We start from the raw sequence: 24,978 nt of genomic DNA, 5'->3' as shown, positions 1-24,978 counted from the left end.
CTCCTCGGTGCTCGCGTCGCCCGCCCCCTGCGAAGCGGACGGGCGGCGCGACCGCAGCGGACCCTCCGCCCCTCCGCCCCACCGGCCGACTCGCAAGGGCTGGACGGAAGATCACCCCACCGCCGAAACTGGAACGCACCAAACACGTACCGGCACGGGACAGTACGGACGCCGGGTGAGGAACGGGGACGTGGGACGCAGTGCCGGAACAGCAGATCGCGGGACGCTACGAACTCCTGGAGCCGATCAGCAGCGGTGGCATGGGCCACGTGTGGCGAGGGTACGACGCAGTCCTGGACCGCCCCGTCGCGGTGAAGCTCATCCGGCGGGAGTCCGTCACCTCTCCCGCGCTGGCCGTGGAGTTCGAGAAGCGCTTCCAGCGTGAGGCCCGGGTCACCGCCCGCATCCAGCACCCCGGCGTCCCGCAGGTCTTCGACGCCGTCCTCGACCAGAGCTTCCACCACCTCTACCTGGTGATGGAGCTGGTGGACGGCGTCACCCTCACGAAGTACCTGCGCCCCATCCCCGGGGAGGTGGCGCCGTCGCTTCCCATCGGCTGGGCGGCAGCCGTCGCCGCCCAGGTCGCCACCGTGCTCTCCTGGGCCCATGACGTACCGGTCGTCCACCGCGACCTGAAGCCGTCCAACATCATCGTCGCTCGCGACGGCACCGTTAAGGTCCTCGACTTCGGCATCGCCGCCATGCTGCGTACCGACGTCACCAAGCTGACCGCGACCGGCAGCCTGCTCGGCACCTACCAGTACATGTCGCCCGAGCAGATCCGCAAGGGCCAGATCACTCCCCGCGCGGACCTGTACGCCCTGGGCTGCGTCCTTCACGAACTCCTCAGCGGCCAGCTCCTGTTCCCCGGTGAGGGCGAGTACGCGCTGATGACCCAGCACGTCACCCAGGCCCCCACCCCGCTCCGGGAACTCCGCTCCGAGGTGCCCGCCGGCCTCGAAGACCTCGTCCTGCACCTGTTGCGCAAGGACCCCGGGGAACGCCCCGCCGACAGCCAGGAAGTGTACGAGCGGCTGCGTCCCTTCCTTCCAGCACCCGGGGAGCGGCCCGAACCCCGGGGCGGCGTTCCGCGGCAGATGCCCGACCCCACCCGCCTCTTCCGGCAGCCCTACGCCCCACGGTCGCGTGCTGCCGCACCGGCGCCACAGCCCGCTCCGGGGGCCCCGGCGCCGGCGCACCCGGTGCCCGGCCTCCTCTCCGAAGAACTGCGCGAGGAGATCAGGGAAGTCCACACCCATTACGACGCCCTCATGGACGAGGAGCGCTTCGCGCAGGCCGCCGAGGTCGCCGGCGAGATGGCCGACCGCGCCGCCCGGGCCCTGGGCGCGGACCACAGAGCCGTACTGGCCCTGCGCACCCGGCGCGCTGTCAGCCTGCTCCTCGGTGGCGACTTCCGCGCCGCCCTCCCGGAGTTCGAGACCCTCGCGGGCGCCTACGCCCGGACGGTCGGGCCCACCGGTCGACAGGCCCTCGACTGCCGCGCCCAGGCCGCCCGCTGCCGCGCCGAACTCGGCCAGGCGACAGAGGCACTGGCCGACCTCCGCGCGGTTCTCGACCTGATCCGCACGACGGAGAGCGACGTCAGCGAAGGGGCCGTCGTGCTCCGCCGGGACATCGCCATGCTCCTCCTCGCCCAAGGCAAAACCGCGGAAGCCCTCGCCCTGTTGGAGCCCCTCCACGCGGACCTGCTCGTCGTCCAGGGCCCGGACGACGAACTCACCGTCGAGATCGCCGACATCCTCGCGGTGATCCGCTTCGGGCCGGATCTTCCCCAGGGCTGACGCGCGAGGACGACACTCGACAGCCCGGGGTGACGATGTGCGATCATCCGATCGACAAAGGGTGACAGCGGCGCGGGCGCGCGGCCCTTGGGGAGGGAACAACACGTGAGCGCGAAGAAGACCTCGGCTTCCCACGCAGATGTGGCACTTCAGGTGCGTCAGGTGGAGAAGGCGCTGCGCACCACCTATGAGGACCTGCTGGACGTCGGCGACCTGGAAGGGAAACCCGAGCAGGAACGCACCCCCCGGCTCCTCTCGCGCGCCCTCACCGCGCAGGCGGTACGCATGGTCACCGGCTGGACTCCGCAGGAGGCGGCCTACACCGTCATCGACGGAATGGCGGACCAGGGCATCGACGCCATCGCCGTGGTCGAGAAGCCCGAGAAGCACGTCTACCTCGTGCAGGCCAAATGGAGTGCCCACGGCAGGGCGTCGAGCGACCGTTCCGCGGTCCAGGAACTCCTCACCGGACTCCGGCTCATCGATGACGAGGACTTCGCGGAGTTCAACCCCCGTGGCCGGGTGCTCGCGGAGCGCGCCAAGGCCGTGATGGCGAGCGGACCCGTCACCGTCACCCAGGTCATCGTGCTGATGCGGGCCGACGACGTCACCGAGGGCTTCCGCCAGGCCATCAAGGTGGGAGAAAACGAGTTCAACCGAAACGGCGAGGTCCTCGACCACCGCATCATCCTCTCCCGCGAAGTGTGGGCCTCGGTGCGCGAGGACATCGCTCCCAAGAAGGTCGATCTCCAGGCGGAACTCTTCCCCTGGTACTCGGTCAGCTCGCCGCACGTCTCCTATCAGGGGCAGGTACCGGCGGAGTGTGTGGCTCAGTGGCTCGAGCACGGTGACAGCCTCTTCAACCTCAACATCCGCAATCCGCTGGGCCGCACCCCCATCAACAGCGCGTTGATCCAGACGCTCACCGAGGAGCCGGGCAACTTCTGGTACTTCAACAACGGCGTGACCGTGCTCTGTGAGGAGGCGGAGAAGACCCACCAGTCCATGCGGGCCCCGGAGAGGTACCCGCTCGGACTCACTCTCCGCAACGCCAGCGTCGTGAACGGAGCCCAGACCGTCCGGTCGGTCGCGGAGGCACTGGCGGATGGTGACGACGCGGCCGTCGCCCAGGTCGGCGTCCGCATCATCGTCACCGGAAAGTCCGAGAAGTTCGCCAAGGAGATCACTCAGGCCACCAACCGGCAGAACAAGGTGGAGCCACGCGACTTCATCGCTCTGGATCCGGTGCAGGCCTCGCTCATGGAGGAGATGCGCGCCGAACTCGGTCTGGACTACAGCGTCCGCCGCAGTGAACTCGAACCTCCGGAGGAGACGGGGTGCTCGGTCGTCGAGGCTGCCTGTGCCCTCGGCTGCGTCCACTCGGACAGCCAGTACGCGGCCCGCATGGCGGTCACCCTGGACGTGCTGTGGGAGAGAGGTTCCCAGGGCATCTACGACGTGCTGTTCCGTCCGCAGCCCAGCCCCTACCTCGTGTGGAACGCCGTACAGGTGCTGCGTACGGTACGCAAGACCCTGCACCGGCTGCGCCCCCGCTACGAACGCCGGGGAGCAGCCCTGACGGAACACGGCGTGTACCTCCTCACGCACCTGGTGTTCCGCCTGTTGGGCGCCGAAGCCATGGACGAGCCCGATCCCGGCCTCAGCTGGGCCGAGTCCGCGACGAGCCGTGCTCCTGAGCTCGTCGAGCAGCTCTTGCCTGCCCTGGCCGCCGCCATCGATGCCCGCTACACCTCGCGCTCCCAGATTCGTGCCGTGTGCGCCGACGCCGACCGCTGCCGTGAGCTCGCCGACGATGTCGTCAACGCTCTGCGGGGACCGCAGAGCGGGCCCGTCCCGGACACCTACCGCCGCACCAGTGCCCAGCGGAAGCGTAGGCGGCCCAACGCCGTCAAGGTCATCATCGACCACGGTCTCCTCCCGGAGGAGACGCCGCTGACCCTGCACACGGCCTTCCCTGTGGAACAGGCCGCTCTGAGGGAGTGGCTGGAGAAGGACCCCCGCCGCTCGCGCGCCACGTGGCTGAACCACCGGACCAAGCCGCTCCTGTGGGCGGCCGACGGCAAGCAGTACTCGCCGTCCGGGCTCATCACCCACATGTGGGAGCTGGCCGACTGGAAGAACCGGCCGGTCGCCAACCAGGGCCCTGCCCGCTGGGCGGTCAAGGGCGGAGACACCCTGGTCGATCTCGCCCGGCGAGCCCTGGACGAGCTGGAGAACGCCCCCGACGAGGAGTCCGCGGCAGACTGACCGCGGCCACGCGGAGAGGTGTGGCGCCACCGAGGTGCCACACCTCCGAGAGCACGCCATGACGAGGAGAGCCCCACCCGTGCCCCACCTGGCCTTCGACATCGCCTTCTGCGCCCAGCTCAACAAGCTCCAGCCCACGGTCAGGCAGGGCGTTTTCGACACCTGGGAGAAGTTCGAGCAGCTCACCCACGACCAGCTTCGCAAGGACAAGGGGCTGCGCCTCGAAGCGCTTACGGGGAGCAAGGACAGGTACAGCCCCATCCGTACCATCCGCATCTCCCAGGGCGTTCGCGGTGTCGTCCTGGCACCGGAGGGCGGCGACACCTACGTCCTGCTGCGAGTCATGCCACACGACAAGGCCATCGCCTGGGCTCTGAAGCAGAAGGCCAGCATCAACACGGTGACCCGAGCGGTGGAGATCCGGGACATGGCCACCCTGGAGCAGCTCGCCCCGGCTTACGAGCGCATCGCTCCCTCGCCCGAGAGACGGCTGTTCGCGAAGTTCTCCGACGGCGACCTCGCTGCCCTGGGCGTCGACGCGACCACGCTGCGCCAGGCCCGCGTTCTGACCGACGTGGAGCAACTGGAAGTGTTCGCCCCGCACTTCCCGCAGGACCAGCGCGAAGTCCTCGAGTATCTGGCGGCCGGCTTCACCGTGGAAGAGGTCTGGCGCGACGTCGTCTCCCTCCACCTCGCAGACCAGGCCGCCGTCCAGCCGGTGGATCCCGCGGACTACGACACCGCGATCCGCCACACCCGCACCCGTATCGCCGTCGTCACGGCCTCCGACGAGCTCCGCGACATCCTCGACAAACCGTTCGAGGCGTGGCGCGTCTTCCTCCACCCTTCCCAGCACAAGGTGGCCTACCGGCCCTCGTACTCCGGCCCCGCCCAGGTGACCGGCGGACCTGGCACCGGCAAGACCGTCGTCGCCCTGCACCGGGTACGCCACCTCCTGCGCCACCTCCGCGAGGGGGAACGCGTTCTGCTCACCACCTACACCACCGCTCTCGTCGCCGCCTTGCGCAACGGCCTTGCCGGGCTGGTCGAGGACGAGGCGCTGCGGGCCCGGGTCGACATCATGACGGTCGACTCATTCGCCGCGCGTGTCCTCTCCACCTCCCGCAGGCCGATCCACTCGCAGGAGGAGACCGCCCGATGGGAAGCCGCGGCAGCGGCGACCGGGTGCAACGGAACGCCTCAGTTCCTGGCTCAGGAGTACAAGCACGTACTGCTCGCACAGGACCTCCGTACCGTCGAGGCATACACGGCCGCCGACCGCAAGGGCCGCGGGAGCGCCCTGCCGGCCTCGTCCCGGGCGGCCGTCTGGCGCACTGTCCATGAGTTCACCGAGAAGCTGGCCGCCGATCATCTGCGCACCTACCTCGGTACCTGCTCCGAGGCGGCCGACCGACTGCGCGAGACAGGCCCCCGGTATCGCCATGTCGTCGTCGACGAGGCCCAGGACCTCCACCCCGCCCAGTGGCGCCTGCTCCGGGCCGCGGCTCCCGAGCGCCCCGACGACCTGTTCATCGCCGGTGACCCGCACCAGCGCATCTACGACTGCAAGGTCTCCTTGAAGAGCGTCGGGGTCAAGGTGGCAGGCCGCTCCACGCGGATGCGCAAGAACTACCGATCCACCCACGAGATCCTCAGTTGGTCGACGGCCCTTCTCCACGGGCGCCCCTTCGACGACCTCGCCGACGACTCCCGTCACGACACACTTCTCGGCTACCGCTCCTCGCTGCGAGGCAATGGTCCCGAGGTCCATCGCGCGGACACGTCCGAGGCCGAGATGGCGGCTCTGACCGCCCGCGTCCGCACCTGGCTCGCCAACGGCGTCCAGCCGTCCGACATCGGTATCACCGCACGCTTCAAGAAGAACGGTGACCAAGCCGTCGAGGCCCTCCGCGCCGCCGGCATTCCCGCAGCCCGCCTGCGGGGGGACACCTCACCCGCCGACGCTGTCAACGTCGGCACCATGCACGCGTTCAAGGGTCTCGAGTACCGGTATGTCGCGGTCATCGGGGTGCGCGAAGGCGCACTTCCCTACCCCAGGGCGATCACGCCTCCTGAGGTCGACAGCCTCCAGCACGAGACGGACCTGCTGGCCGAACGCTGTCTGCTCTTCGTCGCCTGCACTCGTGCCCGGGACGGTCTGTACGTCTCATGGACCGGAGAGCCGAGCCCGTTTCTCCTGGAAGCGGGAGTGGTCGCGCCGACAGAGCGATGACCGGTCGCTCAGGCTCCGCAGCCCCCATGCAGTCAGCCACCCGAGCGGCGGGCTCCAGCTGCGGGGCGGGGCAGGAGCTGCCCCGCCAAGCTCGCCGGCTGCGGGGGCTTCGGCCCCGGCCGGCCGGGCGCTGGGGGCCGAGCCGGGCCCGGGCGCCGTCGTGATGGTCGCCTGCCGGGAGGTCGGGGCATTGCCGTCGGCGACTTCTGGGCGGGCGAGGAGCACGTGACTGGGAGACTAGGTCGGGGTGTCGGCGGAGAACGGCGGGTTGCCGTGCCCGAATCCGGGTGGGGAGTTGGACGTGGCTGCTCCTGCCCTGCATACGCGAAGACCCCGGCCTCAGCGTTTCCGCTGGTGACGGGGTCTTTGGGCACCTCATGCAAGGTGCCCCCGGCAGGATTCGAACCTGCGCACACGGCTCCGGAGGCCGTTGCTCTATCCCCTGAGCTACGGGGGCGTCCGCCGGTGTTGCTCGGCGACGGGTTGAACACTACCAGCTTGTCGGGGGTGGGTCGGAACGGGTTTCAGGGTGGGGTGGAGGAAGGTCACCCTCGCGGGCGGAAGTGGGGAAAACGGGGGCGGCGGGGGAGGGGGCGTCCTACTCTCTGAGGTGTGCCGGGCATGTGCGGCCGAGTGCTTGTCGTCGACGACAACAAGGTGATTCGGCAACTGATCAGGGTCAACCTGGAGCTGGAGGGCTTCGAGGTGGTGACCGCGGTCGACGGTGCCGACTGCCTGGACATGGTGCACCGGGTGCGGCCGGACGTCGTGACGCTGGACGTGGTCATGCCGAGGCTGGACGGGATACGGACCGCCGCCCGCCTGCGGGCCGACGAGCGGACGCGGGACCTGCCGATCCTGATGGTCAGCGGGTGCGACGGGGGCGGCGGCGCGCAGGGGGCGGCCGATGCCGAGGTGGACGCGTTCCTGGCCAAGCCGTTCGACCCCCAGGAACTGGTGCGGGTCGTCGGACAGTTGCGGGAGCGGCGCCAGGCGCCCGGGCCCGTGGACCCCGGCGACAGGGACGACGAGGACGAAGGCGAGTTCCCCGAAGGGGCCGGGCGTAGTACGCAGGGCTGAGGTGTGCCGGAGGTTCCTCTGCCGTTGCGGGCCCGCCCGTGGCGGAGCCCCACCGCCCTCCGAAGCGCCCATGCGGGAGTTCCCCCTCGGGAGAGCACGCACCCCTTGGACCGAGCTGGGGACTGAGCCCGTCGCAGACGGACAGGCTCTCCTGGGGACCCCACCGGGACTGAGCCCGCCGGAGACGGGCCGGCCCCTTCGGGCGCCGCCCGGACCAGGCCGTCGGGGGAGAGCCGCCCCCTCGGGTGCCGCGGAGACCTGCCCCGCCGGAGTCGAGCCACCCTCCGAACGCCGCCGCGATCGACCGCGCCGGACGCGCCCGCCCTCTCTTCGGGGCGCCTCCGGCTCTCATCCGCCGGAGACGAGCCCCTGGAATGCCGTCGGCGCCGAGCCCGTCGGCGCCGAGCCCCTCGAACGCCTCCGGCGCCGTGCCCGCCGGAGACGAGCCCACCCCTGGACGCCGTCGGCACGGACCTCGCCGCAGCCGAGCCCACCTCCAGGAGACGCCCCCGAGGCATGGGCCGGCGCCGCAGCCGAGCCCACCATCCGGAACCAATTCGCCTCTTCGCCCCCCGTCTCCCTACCCTTGCCCTGTGACTCCCGCCGACCTCTCCCGTGCCGTGCTCAGCGCGGTGCGTTCCGCCGTGGACGGGGGAGAGCTGGCGGTCGCCGTGCCCGAGCGGGTGGTGGTCGAGCGGCCTGGGCCCGGTGGGGTGGGGGAGTGGGCGAGCAATGTGGCGTTGCGGCTGGCCAGGGAGGCCGGGCGGCCGCCGCGCGAGGTCGCCGAGGTGCTGCGCAGCAGGCTGGCCGCCGAGCCGGGCGTCGCCGGGGTCGAGGTGACCGGGCCCGGGTTCCTGAACGTGACGCTGGCGGGGGATTCCGTCGGTGCTCTGGTCGCGCGGATCGGTGATGAGGGCGAGGCGTACGGCTGGGGGGACGCGCTGCGCGAGGCCGGGCCCGTCGCCGTACCGGACGGGAGTGAGCTGCGGGCGCGGGTCGTCGCCGAGGCGGCCGGGCGGCTGGTGCGGGCGCAGGGTGGGAGTGTGCGGGGCGGGGGAGCCGCGCCGGTGCCCGCCGGTGCGGGGCGGGACGAGGCTGTGCTGGGGGCCGACGGGTCGCGCTGGGCGCTGCTGCACCCCGCGCCGCACGACCTGCCGCACGGCGTCGAGGTGCTGGAGCAGCGGGCGCGTAATCCGCTGTTCCGGGTGCGGTACGCGCACGCACGTGCCCGGGCGCTGGTGGGCAACGGGGCCGCGCTCGGCCTCGTGCCCGAGGCCGGGCCCGTGCCGGAGGCCGGCGCGCGGGTGCTCGCGGGGCTGCTCGGGGAGCAGCCGGCGGTGCTCGCGGCGGCCGCGCGCAAGGGGGCGCCCGACCGGCTCGCGCGGCGGCTGGTGACGCTCGCCGACGCCTTCTTCGACTTCCACGACGCCTGCGACGTGCTGCCCCGTGGCGGGGAGAAACCCGGGGCCGCCCACCGCGCCCGGCTCGCGCTCGCCGAAGCCGCCGGGACGGTGCTGGCCGGCGGCCTGTCCCTGCTCGGCATCAGCGCACCCGACCACCTGTGACCGTGAGAGAGACCGCATCATGAGCCGTTCCGCCCACCCCGCCGGGCCCCGCCACGGCGACGTCCTGCCCGAGGGCCACTACAGCGCCCCCGCCGAGGACCTCAACGCCCTCGACCCCAAGGTGTGGGCGCGTACCGTCCGCCGCGACGAGGACGGCGCACTGAGCGTCGGCGGGCTGCCGGTGACCCGGCTCGCCGAGGAGTTCGGCACCCCCGCCTTCTTCCTCGACGAGAGCGACTTCCGGGCCCGCTGCCGCGCCTGGCGCGAGGCCTTCGGCAGCGAGGCCGACGTCTTCTACGCCGGCAAGGCCTTCCTCTCCCGCGCCGTCGTGCGCTGGCTGCACGAGGAGGGGCTCAACCTCGACGTCTGCTCCGGCGGTGAACTGGCCACCGCGCTGGACGCCGGGATGCCGGCCGCCCGGATCGCCTTCCACGGCAACAACAAGACGCCCGCCGAGATCCGCCGGGCCGTCGAGGCGGGCGTCGGCCGGATCGTGCTGGACTCCTTCGAGGAGATCGTCCGCGTCGCGCACATCGCCGACGAACTGGGCGTGCGCCAGCCGGTGCAGATCCGGGTCACGGTCGGCGTCGAGGCGCACACCCACGAGTTCATCGCCACCGCCCACGAGGACCAGAAGTTCGGCATCGCGCTGGCCGGCGGCCAGGCCGCCGAGGCGGTCCGCCGGGCGCTGAAGCTCGACGGGCTGGAACTCATCGGCATCCACTCGCACATCGGCTCGCAGATCTTCGACATGGCCGGTTTCGAGGTCTCCGCGCGCCGCGTCGTGCGACTGCTCGCCGAGGTCCGCGACGAGCACGGCGTCGAACTCCCCGAGATCGACCTCGGCGGCGGCCTCGGTATCGCGTACACCTCCGACGACGATCCGCGCGAGCCGCACGAGATCGCCAAGGCGCTCGGCGAGATCGTCACCCGTGAGTGCGAGGCCGCCGGGCTCGCCACCCCGCGCATCTCGGTGGAGCCGGGCCGCGCGATCGTCGGGCCGACCGCCTTCACGCTGTACGAGGTGGGGACCGTCAAGCCGTTGGAGGGCCTGCGGACGTACGTCTCGGTCGACGGCGGGATGTCGGACAACATCCGCACGGCGCTCTACGACGCCGAGTACACCGTCTCGCTCGCCTCGCGCACCTCCGACGCCGGGCCGATGCTGGTACGGGTGGTCGGCAAGCACTGTGAGAGTGGCGACATCGTGGTGCGCGACGCGTTCCTCCCGGCGGACGTCGCGCCGGGTGACCTGCTCGCCGTGCCGGCCACCGGCGCCTACTGCCGCTCCATGGCCAGCAACTACAACCACGCGTTGCGACCGCCCGTGGTCGCGGTGGACGAGGGCTCGGCACGGGTTGTCGTGCGCCGGGAGACGGAGGAGGATCTCCTGCGGCTCGATGTCGGCTGATGAAATACTCGTCTCATCATCCGGACTTTCTGCGGAAAGTCCGGATGGGTGGGCGAGACTGGAGCGACTGATGGATTCCCGAGAGCTGCGGCTCCGATGAAAGGCGTGGGTCGGATGATGCGTGCGCGTCCGCTGAAGGTGGCGCTCCTTGGGTGCGGGGTGGTCGGCTCCGAGGTGGCGCGCATCATGACGACGCATGCCGCCGACCTCGCCGCGCGGATCGGCGCCCCGGTCGAACTGGCCGGAGTCGCCGTCCGCCGCCCGGACCGGGTCCGGGAGGGCATCGACCCCTCCCTGGTCACGACCGACGCGACGGCGCTGGTCAAACGCGGCGACATCGACGTGGTGGTCGAGGTGATCGGTGGTATCGAGCCCGCCCGCACCCTCATCACCACCGCCTTCGAGCACGGCGCCTCGGTCGTCTCGGCCAACAAGGCGCTGCTCGCCCAGGACGGCGCCGCCCTGCACGCCGCCGCCGAGGTGAACGGCCGGGACCTCTACTACGAGGCCGCCGTCGCCGGAGCCATCCCGCTGATCCGCCCGCTGCGCGAGTCCCTCGCCGGCGACAAGGTCAACCGTGTCCTCGGCATCGTCAACGGCACCACCAACTTCATCCTCGACAAGATGGACTCCACCGGCGCCGGGTACCAGGAGGCGCTGGACGAGGCCACCGCGCTCGGGTACGCCGAGGCCGACCCCACCGCCGACGTCGAGGGCTTCGACGCCGCCGCCAAGGCGGCCATCCTCGCCGGGATCGCCTTCCACACCCGGGTCCGCCTCGACGACGTCTACCGCGAGGGCATGACCGAGGTCACCGCCGCCGACATCGCCTCGGCCCGGCGGATGGGCTGCACCATCAAGCTCCTCGCCATCTGCGAGCGGGCCGCCGACGGAGAGTCGGTCACCGCCCGGGTGCACCCCGCGATGATCCCGCTCTCCCACCCGCTGGCCTCCGTCCGCGAGGCGTACAACGCCGTCTTCGTGGAGTCCGAGGCCGCCGGGCAGCTCATGTTCTACGGCCCCGGCGCGGGCGGCGCGCCGACCGCCTCCGCCGTCCTCGGCGACCTGGTCGCCGTCTGCCGCAACCGGCTCGCCGCCTCGCGCGGCCCCGGCGAGTCCGCGTACACCCGGCTGCCCGTCAGCCCCATGGGCAAGGTGGTCACGCGGTACCACATCAGCCTCGACGTGGCCGACAAGCCGGGTGTCCTCGCCCAGGTGGCGACGGTCTTCGCCGAGCACGGCGTCTCCATCGACACGGTGCGCCAGTCGGGCAAGGACGGCGAGGCCAGCCTCGTCGTCGTCACTCACCGCGCTCACGACGCCGCCCTGAGCGGAACCGTCGAGGCGCTGCGGAACCTCGACACCGTCCGCGGTGTCGCGAGCATCATGCGGGTTGAAGGAGAGTAACCAGCAATGACCCACCAGTGGCGCGGAATCATCGAGGAATACCGGGACCGGCTGCCCGTCTCCGACACGACGCCGGTGGTCACGCTCCGTGAGGGCGGGACGCCGCTCGTCCCCGCGCAGGTGCTCTCCGAGCGCACCGGGTGCGAGGTCCACCTGAAGGTCGAGGGGGCCAACCCCACCGGCTCCTTCAAGGACCGGGGCATGACCATGGCCATCAGCAAGGCCAAGGAGGAAGGTGCGAAGGCGGTCATCTGCGCCTCCACGGGCAACACCTCCGCCTCGGCCGCCGCCTACGCGGTACGGGCCGGGATGGTCAGCGCCGTCCTCGTCCCGCAGGGCAAGATCGCCCTCGGCAAGATGGGCCAGGCCCTCGTGCACGGCGCCAAGATCCTCCAGGTCGACGGCAACTTCGACGACTGCCTGACGCTGGCCCGCGCGCTCTCCGAGCAGTACCCGGTGGCGCTGGTCAACTCGGTCAACCCGGTGCGCATCGAGGGCCAGAAGACCGCCGCCTTCGAGATCGTCGACTTCCTCGGGGACGCCCCCGACATCCACGTCCTGCCCGTCGGCAACGCGGGCAACATCACCGCCTACTGGCGCGGGTACCGCGAGTACGCCGCCGACGCCGTCTCGACCCGTACGCCGCGCATGTGGGGCTTCCAGGCCTCCGGCTCGGCGCCGCTGGTCCGCGGCGAGGTCGTCAAGGACCCGGCGACCATCGCCACCGCCATCCGGATCGGCAACCCGGCCTCCTGGGAGTACGCCGTCCAGGCGCGCGACGAGTCGGGCGGGTTCATCGACGAGGTGACCGACCGTCAGATCCTTTCGGCCTACCGCCTGTTGGCCTCGCAGGAAGGCGTCTTCGTGGAGCCGGCGTCGGCCGCCTCGGTGGCCGGGCTGCTCAAGGCCGCCGAGCAGGGCAAGGTCGACCCGGGCCAGCGCATCGTCTGCACGGTGACCGGCAACGGCCTGAAGGACCCCGACTGGGCCGTCGCCGGGGCCCCGCAGCCGCTCACCGTCCCGGTCGACGCCGCGGCCGCCGCCGAGCGTCTCGGGCTCGCGTAATCCCCGTACCGCCACGTCCGCGGCCGGTCCGCCCCCGGGCGCGACCGGCCGCGGACGTGGCGAAGAGGGTGGCCGGGCCGGGCGTACGCCGTGAAAGCGTGCGGAACGGGTGCACAACGGTCCCCACGACACGCATCGTGCGCCTCCCGTGCGCCCTGTGTCGCCAGGCAACCTTCCTTCGATAGGCTGTACCAACCCGCGTCGCCGCCCGAGTCGGAGTGCTGCCGCCGTGTTGGCCACGGGTGATTCCGCAGCCGGGTGCGCGTCCGCCCCCGCCGACGGGAAGACACCGCCGAGATCCCGCCAGAGTCCCGCCAGACACCAACGCCGCGCGCCGCGCCCCAGCCCGCCGAACAACCCGTACGTCCCGCACGTATCGCTGTCACAAGGAGAGTCATCAAAGCGATGGCCGGTCCCGCCTTCCGAGCCGCCGCCGTCCGGGTGCGCGTCCCCGCCACCAGCGCCAACCTCGGACCGGGCTACGACGCCTTCGGCCTGTCGCTGGGGCTCTACGACGACGTGGTCGTCCGCGTGGCCGACTCCGGGCTGCACGTCGACATCGCGGGCGAAGGCAGCGAGACGCTGCCCCGTGACGAGGACCACCTGCTCGTACGGTCGATGCGCACCGCCTTCGACCTCCTCGGCGGACAGCCGCGCGGACTGGAGATCGTCTGCGCCAACCGCATCCCGCACGGCCGGGGCCTCGGCTCCTCCTCCGCCGCCATCTGCGCCGGCATCGTCGCCGCCCGCGCCGTGACGATAGGCGCCGAGGCCAAGCTCGACGACGCGGCGCTGCTGGAACTCGCCACCGAGATCGAGGGCCACCCCGACAACGTCGCGGCCTGCCTGCTCGGCGGATTCACCCTGGCGTGGACGGACTCCGGAGCCGCCCGCGCCATCCGGATGGAGCCCGACCCCTCGGTGGTGCCGGTCGTCTTCGTCCCCGGCAGGCCCGTCCTCACCGAGACCGCCCGCGGCCTGCTGCCGCGCACCGTCCCGCACGTCGACGCCGCCGCCAACGCGGGCCGCGCCGCGCTGCTCGTCGAGGCCCTGACCAGGCGCCCCGAGCTGCTGCTGGCCGCCACCGAGGACCGGCTGCACCAGGAGTACCGGGCGCCCGCCATGCCCGACAGCACCGCTCTCGTGGAGCGGCTGCGGGCGGACGGCGTCCCGGCGGTCATCTCCGGCGCGGGACCGACCGTACTGGCCTTCGCCACGGACGGCGCGGCGGAGAAGGTCGCCCGCCTGGCCGGGGACGGCTGGGCCGCGAATCGGCTGGCACTCGACCTGTCGGGTGCCGGTGTGCTGCCGCTGGCGCCGTGATGTGCGGCGCCGCACCGTAGAGAGGGGGAATATGTGTGGGAGCCGGTAGTGTTAATCTCAAGACTGCACCCGACCTCAGCACGGCGAGGTGCTTCTTGTCCCCGTTCGGGACAGACATTCTTCCGGGAGCCTCCCAAACTGCCCTGTGCCCCGCACTGAGCAGCGCCGAGCATGCTCCGGAGCTGGCGTGAGAGAGCCGCCGCGTGCCACAGCACATCGGCGCCACGGCTCGGGCACAGCCGATCGCCAGCGAACCCAGTGAATCCCTCCGCCGCCTCAGGCGGACCATCGCCCCGGCACATCCGCACACCGAGGACCTGCCGGACAGCACAACCGGTCGCCGAGCCAGACAGGCCGACGTCCGCTCCAGGGAAGGACCCTTCGTGAGCGACACCACCGATCTGATGGGCGTGACTGCCGACAGCACGGTCGATTCCGCTGCCGCGCCCGCCACGGACGCCTCAGCGGCGCCTGCGGCCGGTTCCCGGCGGCGCCGCGGCACCGGCCTCGAGGGCATGGTGCTGGCCGAGCTTCAGCAGGTCGCCTCGGGCCTCGGGATCAGGGGCACCGCGCGGATGCGCAAGAGCCAGCTGATCGAGGTCATCAAGGAAGCGCAGGCGGGTGGCGGCGCGGCCGCGCCGGCCAAGAGCGACACCGAGGCCGCCGCCAAGCCGAAGCGCCGGGCCACCTCCAAGGCCCGTACCGGCGAGGCCGAGGCCGAGGCCGAGGCCGAGACCGCCGCCGAACCGGCCCAGAAGCCCGCCAAGGCCGCGGAGAAGAAGCCGGCCAAGGCGGCCGAGCAGGCCGATTCCGAGCCCCAGCAGGACTCCCACCAGCAGGACCAGCAGCAGATCGACATCCCCGGCCAGGGTGCCGGGGACGAGCAGCCGGCCGGTGAGCGCCGTCGCCGCCGCGCCACCGCCGAGGCGGGCAGTCCCGAGCAGGCCGAGGCCAAGCAGGAGCGCTCCGCCAAGCAGCAGGACCAGAAGGGCGAGGGCCGCGGCGACGACGGCTCCGGCCAGCAGCAGGACGGCGGCGAGGGCCGCCGCGACCGCCAGAACCGCCGGGACCGCGACCGCGGCGACCGCGAGCGGGGCGACCGCTCCGAGCGCGGCGGCCGGGACCGCGACCGCCGCAAGGGCGACGACGGCGGCCAGGGCGGTCAGGGCGGCCAAGGCGGTCAGGGCGGTCAGGGCGGCGGCAACCGCCAGCAGCAGGGCGGCGGCCAGAACCGCGACCGCCACGACGACGGCTACGACGACGACGGCGGCGGCCGCCGCGGGCGCCGCGGCCGCTACCGCGACCGCCGGGGCCGCCGGGGCCGCGACGAGGTCGGCGAGCCGCAGGTGCACGAGGACGACGTGCTGATCCCCGTCGCGGGCATCCTCGACATCCTCGACAACTACGCCTTCATCCGGACCTCCGGCTACCTGCCGGGCCCGAACGACGTGTACGTCTCACTCGCCCAGGTCCGCAAGAACGGCCTGCGCAAGGGCGACCACGTCACCGGCGCGGTCCGCCAGCCCAAGGACGGCGAGCGCCGCGAGAAGTTCAACGCGCTGGTCCGCCTCGACTCCGTCAACGGCATGGCCCCCGAATCGGGCCGCGGCCGCCCGGAGTTCAACAAGCTGACGCCGCTGTACCCGCAGGACCGGCTCCGCCTGGAGACCGACCCGGGCGTGCTGACCACGCGGATCATCGACCTCGTGTCGCCGATCGGCAAGGGCCAGCGCGGTCTGATCGTGGCCCCGCCGAAGACCGGCAAGACCATGATCATGCAGGCCGTGGCCAACGCCATCACGCACAACAACCCCGAGTGCCACCTCATGGTCGTCCTCGTCGACGAGCGGCCCGAAGAGGTCACCGACATGCAGCGCTCGGTCAAGGGCGAGGTCATCTCCTCGACCTTCGACCGGCCCGCCGAGGACCACACCACCGTCGCCGAGCTGGCCATCGAGCGCGCCAAGCGCCTCGTGGAGCTGGGCCACGACGTGGTCGTCCTGCTGGACTCGATCACCCGCCTGGGCCGCGCCTACAACCTGGCCGCGCCCGCCTCCGGCCGCATCCTCTCCGGTGGTGTCGACTCGACCGCGCTCTACCCGCCGAAGCGCTTCTTCGGCGCGGCGCGCAACATCGAGGACGGCGGCTCGCTGACCATCCTGGCCACCGCGCTGGTCGACACCGGCTCGCGGATGGACGAGGTGATCTTCGAGGAGTTCAAGGGCACCGGCAACATGGAGCTCAAGCTCGACCGGAAGCTCGCCGACAAGCGCATCTTCCCGGCCGTCGACGTCGACGCCTCGGGCACCCGCAAGGAGGAGATCCTCCTCAGCGGCGAGGAGTTGGGCATCGTCTGGAAGCTGCGCCGGGTGCTGCACGCGCTCGATCAGCAGCAGGCGATCGAGCTGCTGCTCGACAAGATGCGCAAGACGCAGTCGAACGCCGAGTTCCTGCTCCAGATCCAGAAGACGACGCCGACCGCCGGCGGCAACGACTGACGGACCGGCTCGCGCCGGGTACGCCCGGCGGACCGCGAAGCGCCCCCTCCACCTCGGTGGCGGGGGCGCTTCGCGTAGCGCCGTGCTCCCGTGACCGGCGCGGACGGCGGCGCCGCCCCCAGCCGCCGCGGACCGGTGCCCGGCGAGACCTTGACCACACGCCCCCCGGCCGCAAAGACCCGCAAAGGTGATCTTCGGGGGCGAGGAAACCCCAGGTCGAGGCGGTACGCGCGGGCGCCCTCGGCCTCTTCGCCGGCCGGTCCGCTCACACAGTGCTCACAGGCCCCTGTGCAACCCTTCTTCAGGTTTCGCCGTCGGACAAGCGAACACCCGTGGTGCGTGGCCGCCACCGTGCCTCCCGGTGGGTTCACGGGCGGCCGGTGGGCCCAGGCCGTCCCGTGCCACGGACTCCGCCCGCCCAGCAGGGAACGACCGACGGACCCCCACCCCCGGACAAGCAGGGGAGCGCCCGCCGACGACGGACACGAGGGACTGAGGAGCAATGGCCGAGCAGACCAGTCAGGACGGCGATACGCCCGTGCACGGCGCGGGCGTCCCGCGGGCCCGGCGGATGCGCCCCACCGGGCAGCGCCGCCGCCCGCGCAGCCGTCGTCGCAAGGTGGTCCTCGCCGCCGCCTGGACCGCCGCGGGCGGCATCCTGGTCGGCGGCGCCGGGCTCGGCTTCGCGTACGTGAAGCTCAACGGGAACCTCCACGGCGTCGACATCAACGCCGCGCTCGGCAGCGAACGCCCCGAAGAGGTCGACGACGGTTCCCTCGACCTGCTGGTGCTCGGCTCCGACTCGCGCTCCGGCGACAACGGCAAGTACGGCCGCGACGAGGGCGGCGCGCGTTCCGACACGGCGATGGTCGTCCACCTCCACGAGGGCCGGAAGAAGGCCACCGTGGTCTCCATACCGCGCGACACCCTCGTCACCCGCCCCGACTGCGACACCGAGGACGGCGCCACGGTCGCGGGCGGACAGCGGCAGATGTTCAACACCGCCTACGAGACGGGCGGTCCGGCCTGTGCGGTGAAGACGGTCGAGCAGATGTCCGGCATCCGCATGGACCACTACCTGGAGGTCGACTTCAGCGGCTTCCAGGAGATCATCGACCGGCTCGGCGGGGTCGAGATCACCACGGGCAAGGCGATAGACGACGACAAGAGCGGCCTCCACCTCGACCGGGGCACCCACACCCTCGACGGCGAGCAGTCCCTCGGCCTGGTCCGCACCCGGCACGGCGTCGGCGACGGCAGCGACCTCGGCCGCATCCAGCTCCAGCAGACCTTCCTCACCGCCCTGATGAACCGCGTGCAGGACATGGGGCTGCTCACCAGCCCGAAGAAGCTGTACGGGGTGGCCGACGCGTCCACCAAGTCGCTGACCACCGACGCGGAACTCGACTCCGTGCCCGCCCTGCTCGACTTCGCCCGAGGGCTCAAGGGGCTGAAGCCCGCGGGGACGGAGATGCTGACGCTGCCCGTCGAGTACGACCCCGCCGACGCCAACCGGGTGCTGCCGCAGGAGGAGGCGGGGGCGCAGGTCTGGCAGGCGCTGCGCGCCGACCAGCGGGTGCCCGCCTCCGCGACCGAGGGGTCCGCGGGGGACAAGGCCGGCATCGACGACGTGGTCAGTGCCGGCTAGCCGGACACGTGGGGCGGGGCGGGGCCGGCCCTGGGGCGGCCGAGCGGTCCCCGCGCCCACCGAACGGCCTCAAGCGCCGGCCGGGCCGGAGCCGGCCGGGCGGGCGGGCCTCGGCCGGGTGGACGGGGGCCGGGGAATACCGGGGGCGGTACCCCGGTTTTGGGAGATGCGGCGGTCCCTGGCAGACTGGACCGTCGGCCCCGGTTCACGTGAGAGCAAACCGCACCCACGACCCGGCGCCCTCCCGGAACTAGGAGACACCTTGAAGCGCGACATCCACCCCGAGTACGTCGAGACCCAGGTGAGCTGCACCTGCGGGGCGGCGTTCACCACCCGCAGCACCATCGCCAGCGGCACCGTCCGCGCCGATGTCTGCTCCGAGTGCCACCCGTTCTACACGGGCAAGCAGAAGATCCTCGACACCGGTGGCCGTGTGGCCCGCTTCGAGGCCCGCTTCGGCAAGGCTGCCGGCACCAAGAAGTAGCGAGCCACTGCGCCGGTCCTCGGGCCGCCCTCCACGGGCGGCCGGGACCGGCGCTTTGTCCGTTCTGAGCGGCCCGGCCCCCGGCCCCGCCGCCATCCAGCCCCGCAGTCACCAGCAGGAACCAGGAGCCCGAAGATGTTCGAGGCGGTCGAGGAACTGATCGGCGAGCACGCCGACATCGAGAAGCGGCTCGCCGACCCGACGGTCCACGCCGACCAGGCGGGCGCCCGCAAGCTCAACAAGCGCTACGCCGAGCTGACGCCGATCGTCACCGCGTACCGCTCCTGGAAGCAGACCGGGGACGACATCGAGACCGCCCGCGAGCTGGCCGCCGACGACCCGGACTTCGCCGCCGAGGTCAAGGAGCTGGAAGCCGCCCGCGAGGAGCTGACCGAGAAGCTGCGGCTGCTGCTGGTCCCCCGCGACCCCAGCGACGACAAGGACGTCATCCTGGAGATCAAGGCCGGTGCCGGAGGCGACGAGTCGGCCCTCTTCGCCGGGGACCTGCTGCGGATGTACCTGCGGTACGCCGAGCGCGTCGGCTGGAAGACCGAGCTGATCGACTCCACCGAGTCGGAGCTGGGCGGCTACAAGGACGTCCAGGTCGCCGTGAAGACCAAGGGCGGCCAGGGCGCCACCGAGCCCGGCCAGGGCGTCTGGGCCCGGCTGAAGTACGAGGGCGGCGTCCACCGCGTCCAGCGGGTGCCCGCGACCGAGTCGCAGGGCCGTATCCACACCTCCGCCGCCGGTGTCCTGGTGACGCCCGAGGCCGAGGAGATCGACGTCGAGATCAACGCCAACGACCTGCGGATCGACGTCTACCGCTCCTCCGGGCCCGGCGGCCAGTCCGTCAACACCACCGACTCCGCGGTGCGCATCACGCACCTGCCCACGGGGGTCGTGGCCTCCTGCCAGAACGAGAAGAGCCAGCTCCAGAACAAGGAGCAGGCCATGCGCATCCTGCGTTCGAGGCTGCTGGCCGCCGCCCAGGAGGAGGCCGAGCGCGAGGCCGCCGACGCCCGTCGCAGCCAGGTCCGCACCGTCGACCGCTCCGAGAAGATCCGGACGTACAACTACCCGGAGAACCGCATCTCGGACCACCGTGTCGGCTTCAAGGCGTACAACCTCGACCAGGTCCTCGACGGCGACCTCGACTCCGTCATCCAGGCCTGCGTCGACGCGGACTCCGCGGCCAAGCTCGCCGCCGCCTGACCTTCCCTCTTCACCCCGTACGGACCGGCTGGAGGACCCCGTGAACCTGCTGCTCGCCGAGGTGGCCCAGGCCACCCAGCGGCTGGCCGACGCCGGCGTGCCGTCCCCGCGCAACGACGCCGAGGAACTGGCCGCCTATGTCCACCAGGTCAAGCGGGGTGCCCTGCACACCGTGAAGGACTCCGACTTCGACGCCCGCTACTGGGAGGCGATCGCCCGCCGCGAGGCCCGCGAACCGCTCCAGCACATCACCGGGCTCGCCTACTTCCGGTACCTGGAACTCCAGGTCGGCCCCGGGGTGTTCGTGCCGCGGCCGGAGACCGAGTCGGTGGTCGGCTGGGCCATAGACGCGGTCCGCGCGATGGACGTGGTCGAGCCGCTCGTGGTGGATCTGTGCAGTGGCTCCGGCGCCATCGCGCTCGCCCTGGCCCAGGAGGTCCCACGCTCCACCGTGCACGCCGTGGAGCTGTCCGAGGACGCCCTGGTGTGGACCCGGAGGAACGTCGAGGGCTCACGGGTCCGCCTCCACCAGGGCGACGCCTTCAGCGCCCTGCCCGAACTGGACGGCCAGGTCGACCTGGTGATCTCCAACCCGCCGTACATCCCGCTCACCGAGTGGGAGTACGTCGCCCCCGAGGCCCGCGACCACGACCCGCAGATGGCCCTGTTCTCGGGCGAGGACGGCCTGGACACCATCCGCGGCATCGAACGCACCGCCCACCGGCTGCTGCGCCCCGGTGGCATCGTCGTCGTCGAGCACGCCGACACCCAGGGCGGCCAGGTCCCGTGGATCTTCACCGAGGAGAAGGGCTGGGCCGACGCCGCCGACCACCCCGACCTCAACAACCGCCCCCGCTTCGCCACGGCCCGCAAGGCGCTGCCGTGACCGGCGGCACCACCACACCGGCACGGACGCCCGCGGACGCCCGCACCCCACGACCGGCGCCCACCGCGACCGCCCGGGGCGAAGCCCCGGGCGGGAGTGGGCCGAGGAGGCGCGTCGTCGCCAAGACCCCCGTCGCGCGCGCGGAGCGCGGCGGTCGAGCACGTCGGGTGGCTCGACAACGGTTCAGGCGCCCCGGGGGCGTACGAACGACAATCACGAGGGAGCGCTAGCGATGGCACGCCGATACGACACCAACGACGCGACCGACCGGGTCACCGGGCTGCGGGAGGCCGCTTCGGCGGTGCGTCGCGGGGAGCTCGTCGTCCTGCCCACGGACACGGTGTACGGCGTCGGGGCCGACGCGTTCAGCGCGGAGGCCGTCGGTGATCTGCTGACGGCCAAGGGGCGCGGGCGGAACATGCCCTCGCCGGTGCTGATCGGTTCGCCGAACACGCTGCACGGCCTGGTGACGGACTTCTCGGAGACGGCGTGGGACCTGGTCGACGCCTTCTGGCCGGGCGCCCTGACGCTGGTGGCGCGCCACCAGCCCTCCCTCCAGTGGAACCTGGGCGACACCCGGGGCACGGTGGCGGTGCGGATGCCGCTGCACCCGGTCGCCATCGAGCTGCTGACCGAGGTCGGCCCGATGGCCGTCTCCAGCGCCAACCTGACCGGGCACCCCTCGCCGGAGACCTGCGAGGCGGCCCGGAACATGCTCGGTGACGCGATCTCCGTCTACCTGGACGGCGGGCCGACGCCGGGCATCGTCCCGTCCTCCATCGTGGACGTGACCGGCGCGGTGCCGGTGCTGCTGCGGGCCGGTGCCGTCGAGGCCGACGAACTGCGCAAGGTGGTCCCCAAGCTAGAGGTGGCCTCTTGATCGTCCCTGAGGGGCGTGGCATAGCGGGACAGCCGCTCGGCGGGACCTTCCGCATCCTCCACGTCAGCACCGGCAACGTGTGCCGCTCGCCCATCACCGAGCGGCTGACGCGTCATGCCCTGGCGGACCGGCTGGGGCTCGTGGGGCTCGACGAGGGCCCCGAGAGCGGCGTCGGCGGGGTCATCGTGGAGAGCGCCGGCACGTGGGGCCACGAGGGCGCTCCGATGGAGGCCAACGCCGAGGCGGTGCTCGCCTCGCTGGGCGCCGACGCGGCGGGGTTCCGGGGCCGCGAGCTGCTGGACGAGCACGTCATCAGGGCCGATCTGGTGCTGACCGCGACCCGGGACCACCGGGCGCAGGTCATCTCCATGGGTCACTCGGCGGGGTTGCGCACCTTCACGCTGAAAGAGTTCACGCGACTGGTGCGGGCGATAGACCCGGCGACCCTGCCCGATCCGCGGGACGGCGGCGTGGTGGGCCGCGCGCGGGCCCTGGTCCAGGCGGCCGCGGCGCTGCGGGGCTGGCTGCTGGCGCCCTCGGTGGAGGCCGACGAGGTGCTCGATCCGTACGGGGCGCCCATGCCGTTCTTCCAGGCGGTCGGCGAGGAGATCCAGGTGGCCCTGGAGCCGGTGCTGACGGCGCTGACAGGCGTCGGCCGGCCCAGCGGCTGAGAGGGCGCGAGAGCGGCCCGCCAGGCGCCGCCCGGCGCCGCCAGGGCCGGACGGACCCGCGGGTCGCCTCTCCGGGGATCCGGGGTAGGCGGCCGGGGGAGCCCGGTCCCGCAGCCGAAGGGCGTACCGGGGGAGAAGGGGCGCGGACGCGCGTGACGGAACGGCCGGGAACCGGCAGCGGGCAAACTACGTCGCTACCCGAAAGTCCCGGCGGGCATGCACCCGAAGCTAGGGTGTGGGCCTGGATGGCCAGCGATTTTTGTGGGGAAGCCCGTGCGTGAATACCTGCTGACGCTCTGCATCACGGCTGCGGTGACGTATCTGTTGACGGGGCCGGTGCGGAAATTCGCGATCGTGGCCGGTGCCATGCCGGAGATCAGGGCCCGTGACGTCCACCGGGAGCCCACGCCGCGGCTCGGTGGGATCGCGATGTTCTTCGGACTGTGCGCCGGGCTGCTGGTCGCGGACCACCTGACCAATCTGAGCGAGGCGTTCGACTCCAACGAGCCGCGCGCGCTGCTCTCCGGCGCCGCCCTGATCTGGCTGATCGGGGTCCTGGACGACAAGTTCGAGATCGACGCCCTGGTCAAGCTCGGTGGTCAGCTCATCGCCGCCGGGGTGATGGTGATGCAGGGGCTGACCATGCTGTGGCTGCCCGTGCCGGGCGTCGGGCAGGTGCTGCTGACGAGCTGGCAGGGCAATCTGCTGACCATCGCCCTGGTCCTCATCACCATCAACGCGGTGAACTTCGTGGACGGCCTCGACGGCCTCGCCGCCGGCATGGTCTGCATCGCGGCCACCGCCTTCTTCATGCACGCCTACCGCATCTGGTACGGCTACGGCCTGGAGGCGGCGGCGCCCGCCGCGCTCTTCGCGGCCCTGCTGATGGGCATGTGCGTGGGCTTCCTGCCGCACAACATGCACCCCGCGCGGATCTTCATGGGCGACTCCGGCTCCATGCTGATCGGCCTGGTCCTGGCGGCCGGGGCCATCTCCATCACCGGCCAGGTCGACCCCGACGCCATGGGCCTGTTCGCCGGTTCGGAGAAGGCGGCGGTGCACCAGACGGTGCCGGTCTACATGCCGCTGCTGCTGCCGCTGACCATCATCGCGGTGCCCGCGGCCGACCTGGTCCTGGCCGTCGTCCGGCGGACCTGGCGGGGCCAGTCGCCGTTCGCCGCCGACCGGGGGCATCTGCACCACCGGCTGCTGGAGATCGGCCACTCGCACAGCCGGGCCGTGCTGATCATGTACTTCTGGTCGGCGCTGATCGCCTTCGGGGCGCTCGCCTACTCGGTCAACGAGGCGTCGATGTGGGTGGCGTTGGGTGTGGCCGCGCTGAGCGCGGTGGGCCTGGTCCTGCTCCTGCTGCCGCGCTTCACGCCGCGTGCCCCGCGCTGGGCGGAGGCCTTCGTGCCGCCGCGCTACCGGCGCCGGATCTCGGCCGGTCCCCGGCAGGAGGGGGGCGTCACGGAGGGCGATCCCGGCGCCGAGGGGACCGAGCCGCCGGCGCGGGTGACCGTGGGCGTCGCAGGTGCGAACGGTGCGACGGCCGTCGGTGAGCGCTCGCGCTTCGGTCCACGGGGTGACGGCGGCCGCGAGAAGGCCGACAGCTCGCGTACGTGACGCCCGCGCCGTGGTCCCGGCGCCGCCGGGGCGGGTCCGTTCTCGCACACCCGAACAGGCAAAATGCGCATTACCAGGCAATGTGCCACGCGTCGCGCACATACGCGCGGGTTACCCCTCACGTGTGACAGGTGGCACACCTGCCGAGTAAAAGACTCATCAAAAAGCTTGTGATACCGTTCACGAGAGCTCGACCTTGAGGGTGAGCGGCCCGCAAGTGACGGGTCGGGTCCGGAGCGCTCAGCGCTCCGTCTACGCTCGGTACGCCCTCAGGTCCGTCTCTCTCTGTCACCTGCTGGAGATCCACTCATGCTGTCGAACGACGCCCGAATTCTGCGCGGCGCCGCGATCCCGTCATTCGGTGCCGGACTGCTGGGCACCCTCATCGGCGGCATCACGGTGGGGGCGCAGGGTGCCATCGGGGGCGCCGTCGGCACCGTCCTCACCCTCGCCTTCTTCGGTGTGGGGCTGAAGGCGATGAGTGTGATCGGACGACGGTGGTCGGAGCTGTTCATGGCTGCCGGACTGCTGGTCTACACGACCCAGATCCTGGTGATGGCGATCCTGCTCGCGGTCTTCCGTGACGCGACGTTCATGGACGGACGGGTGTTCGGCCTCACGATGCTCGCCTGCGTGCTCGTGTGGATCGCCGGACAGGCGTGGGCGCACACCCGCGTCAAGACCCTGTACGTCGAGACCGAATCAGAGGACGCCCCGGCCGGGCCGGAGCGTCGCTGATGGGCGCGATGGAGCCGGCCCCCGTAAGTAGGGGCCGGATAAAGTCCGCACCCGAAGGCTGCTATCGTCCGTCGCCGAGAGCGATTCGTGCGGAGCAGCGGGTGTTGTGCGGGACGACACCTGATCCAGCCCACGTCTTTTCGGGGCCCAGTGCCGTCACGCCGGACGCTCCGTCCTCCCG

The 24,978-nt window shown here is 71.9% G+C and carries 18 protein-coding genes and 1 tRNA gene; 18 read left to right on the top strand and 1 reads right to left on the bottom strand.

Translation table 11 applies throughout. The features are described from left to right. Positions 1 to 200 precede the first annotated feature (200 nt). From Sdia_RS25915 to Sdia_RS25905, 3 genes are all read left to right on the top strand, one after another. Positions 201 to 1,802 (top strand): serine/threonine-protein kinase, encoded by a 1,602-nt coding sequence (locus Sdia_RS25915; RefSeq protein WP_189499776.1) that lies wholly within the window; start codon positions 201 to 203, stop codon positions 1,800 to 1,802. A 105-nt stretch (positions 1,803 to 1,907) separates the two neighbouring features. Further along, positions 1,908 to 4,070, top strand: a complete 2,163-nt coding sequence (locus Sdia_RS25910) for an AIPR family protein (RefSeq protein ID WP_189499775.1) — start codon at positions 1,908 to 1,910, stop codon at positions 4,068 to 4,070. 79 nt (positions 4,071 to 4,149) lie between these two features. After that, a complete protein-coding gene (locus Sdia_RS25905; RefSeq protein WP_189499774.1) occupies positions 4,150 to 6,303 on the top strand; it encodes a UvrD-helicase domain-containing protein in 2,154 nt (717 codons plus the stop codon). Positions 6,304 to 6,688: 385 nt separating this feature from the next. Here the strand turns inward: Sdia_RS25905 and Sdia_RS25900 are convergent. Next, positions 6,689 to 6,760: transfer RNA gene (locus tag Sdia_RS25900), tRNA-Arg, on the bottom strand. 164 nt (positions 6,761 to 6,924) lie between these two features. On the opposite strand from Sdia_RS25900, the gene Sdia_RS25895 reads away from it, so the two are divergent. The 15 genes from Sdia_RS25895 to Sdia_RS25825 all read left to right on the top strand — a co-directional run bounded on the left by Sdia_RS25895 (position 6,925) and on the right by Sdia_RS25825 (position 24,797). Next, complete coding sequence (locus Sdia_RS25895) at positions 6,925 to 7,383, top strand: response regulator (protein ID WP_100454868.1); 459 nt, start codon at positions 6,925 to 6,927, stop codon at positions 7,381 to 7,383. Between the two features lie 593 nt (positions 7,384 to 7,976). Continuing rightward, a complete protein-coding gene (nrtL, locus tag Sdia_RS25890; RefSeq protein ID WP_189499773.1) occupies positions 7,977 to 8,948 on the top strand; it encodes an ArgS-related anticodon-binding protein NrtL in 972 nt (323 codons plus the stop codon). A gap of 19 nt (positions 8,949 to 8,967) precedes the next feature. Then, positions 8,968 to 10,359: a diaminopimelate decarboxylase gene (gene lysA, locus Sdia_RS25885; protein WP_100454872.1), complete on the top strand. Its 1,392-nt coding sequence runs from the start codon at positions 8,968 to 8,970 to the stop codon at positions 10,357 to 10,359. Positions 10,360 to 10,473: 114 nt separating this feature from the next. Continuing rightward, entirely contained in the window at positions 10,474 to 11,766 is a 1,293-nt protein-coding gene (locus tag Sdia_RS25880) for a homoserine dehydrogenase (RefSeq protein ID WP_115068046.1), read from the top strand. Positions 11,767 to 11,772: 6 nt separating this feature from the next. Then, positions 11,773 to 12,831, top strand: a complete 1,059-nt coding sequence (gene thrC, locus Sdia_RS25875; RefSeq protein ID WP_100454876.1) for a threonine synthase — start codon at positions 11,773 to 11,775, stop codon at positions 12,829 to 12,831. A gap of 405 nt (positions 12,832 to 13,236) precedes the next feature. Beyond that, entirely contained in the window at positions 13,237 to 14,154 is a 918-nt protein-coding gene (thrB, locus tag Sdia_RS25870; protein WP_100454879.1) for a homoserine kinase, read from the top strand. A 383-nt stretch (positions 14,155 to 14,537) separates the two neighbouring features. Next, on the top strand, positions 14,538 to 16,652 hold the full coding sequence (gene rho, locus Sdia_RS25865) for a transcription termination factor Rho (protein ID WP_115068048.1): 2,115 nt from the start codon (positions 14,538 to 14,540) through the stop codon (positions 16,650 to 16,652). A 502-nt stretch (positions 16,653 to 17,154) separates the two neighbouring features. Then, the gene (locus tag Sdia_RS25860; RefSeq protein WP_124288171.1) at positions 17,155 to 18,300 is read left to right on the top strand and encodes an LCP family protein; all 1,146 of its coding nucleotides are present in this window, start codon (positions 17,155 to 17,157) and stop codon (positions 18,298 to 18,300) included. A gap of 262 nt (positions 18,301 to 18,562) precedes the next feature. Further along, positions 18,563 to 18,784, top strand: a complete 222-nt coding sequence (gene rpmE, locus Sdia_RS25855) for a 50S ribosomal protein L31 (RefSeq protein WP_003950867.1) — start codon at positions 18,563 to 18,565, stop codon at positions 18,782 to 18,784. Positions 18,785 to 18,919: 135 nt separating this feature from the next. Next, on the top strand, positions 18,920 to 19,996 hold the full coding sequence (prfA, locus tag Sdia_RS25850; RefSeq protein ID WP_100454886.1) for a peptide chain release factor 1: 1,077 nt from the start codon (positions 18,920 to 18,922) through the stop codon (positions 19,994 to 19,996). Positions 19,997 to 20,036: 40 nt separating this feature from the next. Further along, a complete protein-coding gene (gene prmC / locus Sdia_RS25845) occupies positions 20,037 to 20,882 on the top strand; it encodes a peptide chain release factor N(5)-glutamine methyltransferase (protein ID WP_124288172.1) in 846 nt (281 codons plus the stop codon). A 232-nt stretch (positions 20,883 to 21,114) separates the two neighbouring features. Further along, positions 21,115 to 21,762: an L-threonylcarbamoyladenylate synthase gene (locus Sdia_RS25840; RefSeq protein WP_100454891.1), complete on the top strand. Its 648-nt coding sequence runs from the start codon at positions 21,115 to 21,117 to the stop codon at positions 21,760 to 21,762. Next, positions 21,759 to 22,433, top strand: coding sequence for an arsenate reductase/protein-tyrosine-phosphatase family protein (locus Sdia_RS25835; protein WP_100454893.1), 675 nt, complete (start codon positions 21,759 to 21,761; stop codon positions 22,431 to 22,433). The genes Sdia_RS25840 and Sdia_RS25835 overlap by 4 nt, the downstream gene beginning before the upstream one ends. Before the next feature lie 273 nt (positions 22,434 to 22,706). Next, positions 22,707 to 24,059: an MraY family glycosyltransferase gene (locus Sdia_RS25830; RefSeq protein WP_189499772.1), complete on the top strand. Its 1,353-nt coding sequence runs from the start codon at positions 22,707 to 22,709 to the stop codon at positions 24,057 to 24,059. Positions 24,060 to 24,368: 309 nt separating this feature from the next. Further along, positions 24,369 to 24,797, top strand: coding sequence for a Cg1360 family ATP-synthase-associated protein (locus Sdia_RS25825; protein ID WP_100454898.1), 429 nt, complete (start codon positions 24,369 to 24,371; stop codon positions 24,795 to 24,797). Positions 24,798 to 24,978 lie beyond the last annotated feature (181 nt).

The organism is Streptomyces diastaticus subsp. diastaticus (assembly GCF_011170125.1).
Lineage (GTDB): Bacteria > Actinomycetota > Actinomycetes > Streptomycetales > Streptomycetaceae > Streptomyces > Streptomyces diastaticus.
The sequence above is the reverse complement of the archived record's forward strand: the minus strand, read 5'-3'. Positions and strand labels throughout refer to the sequence as shown.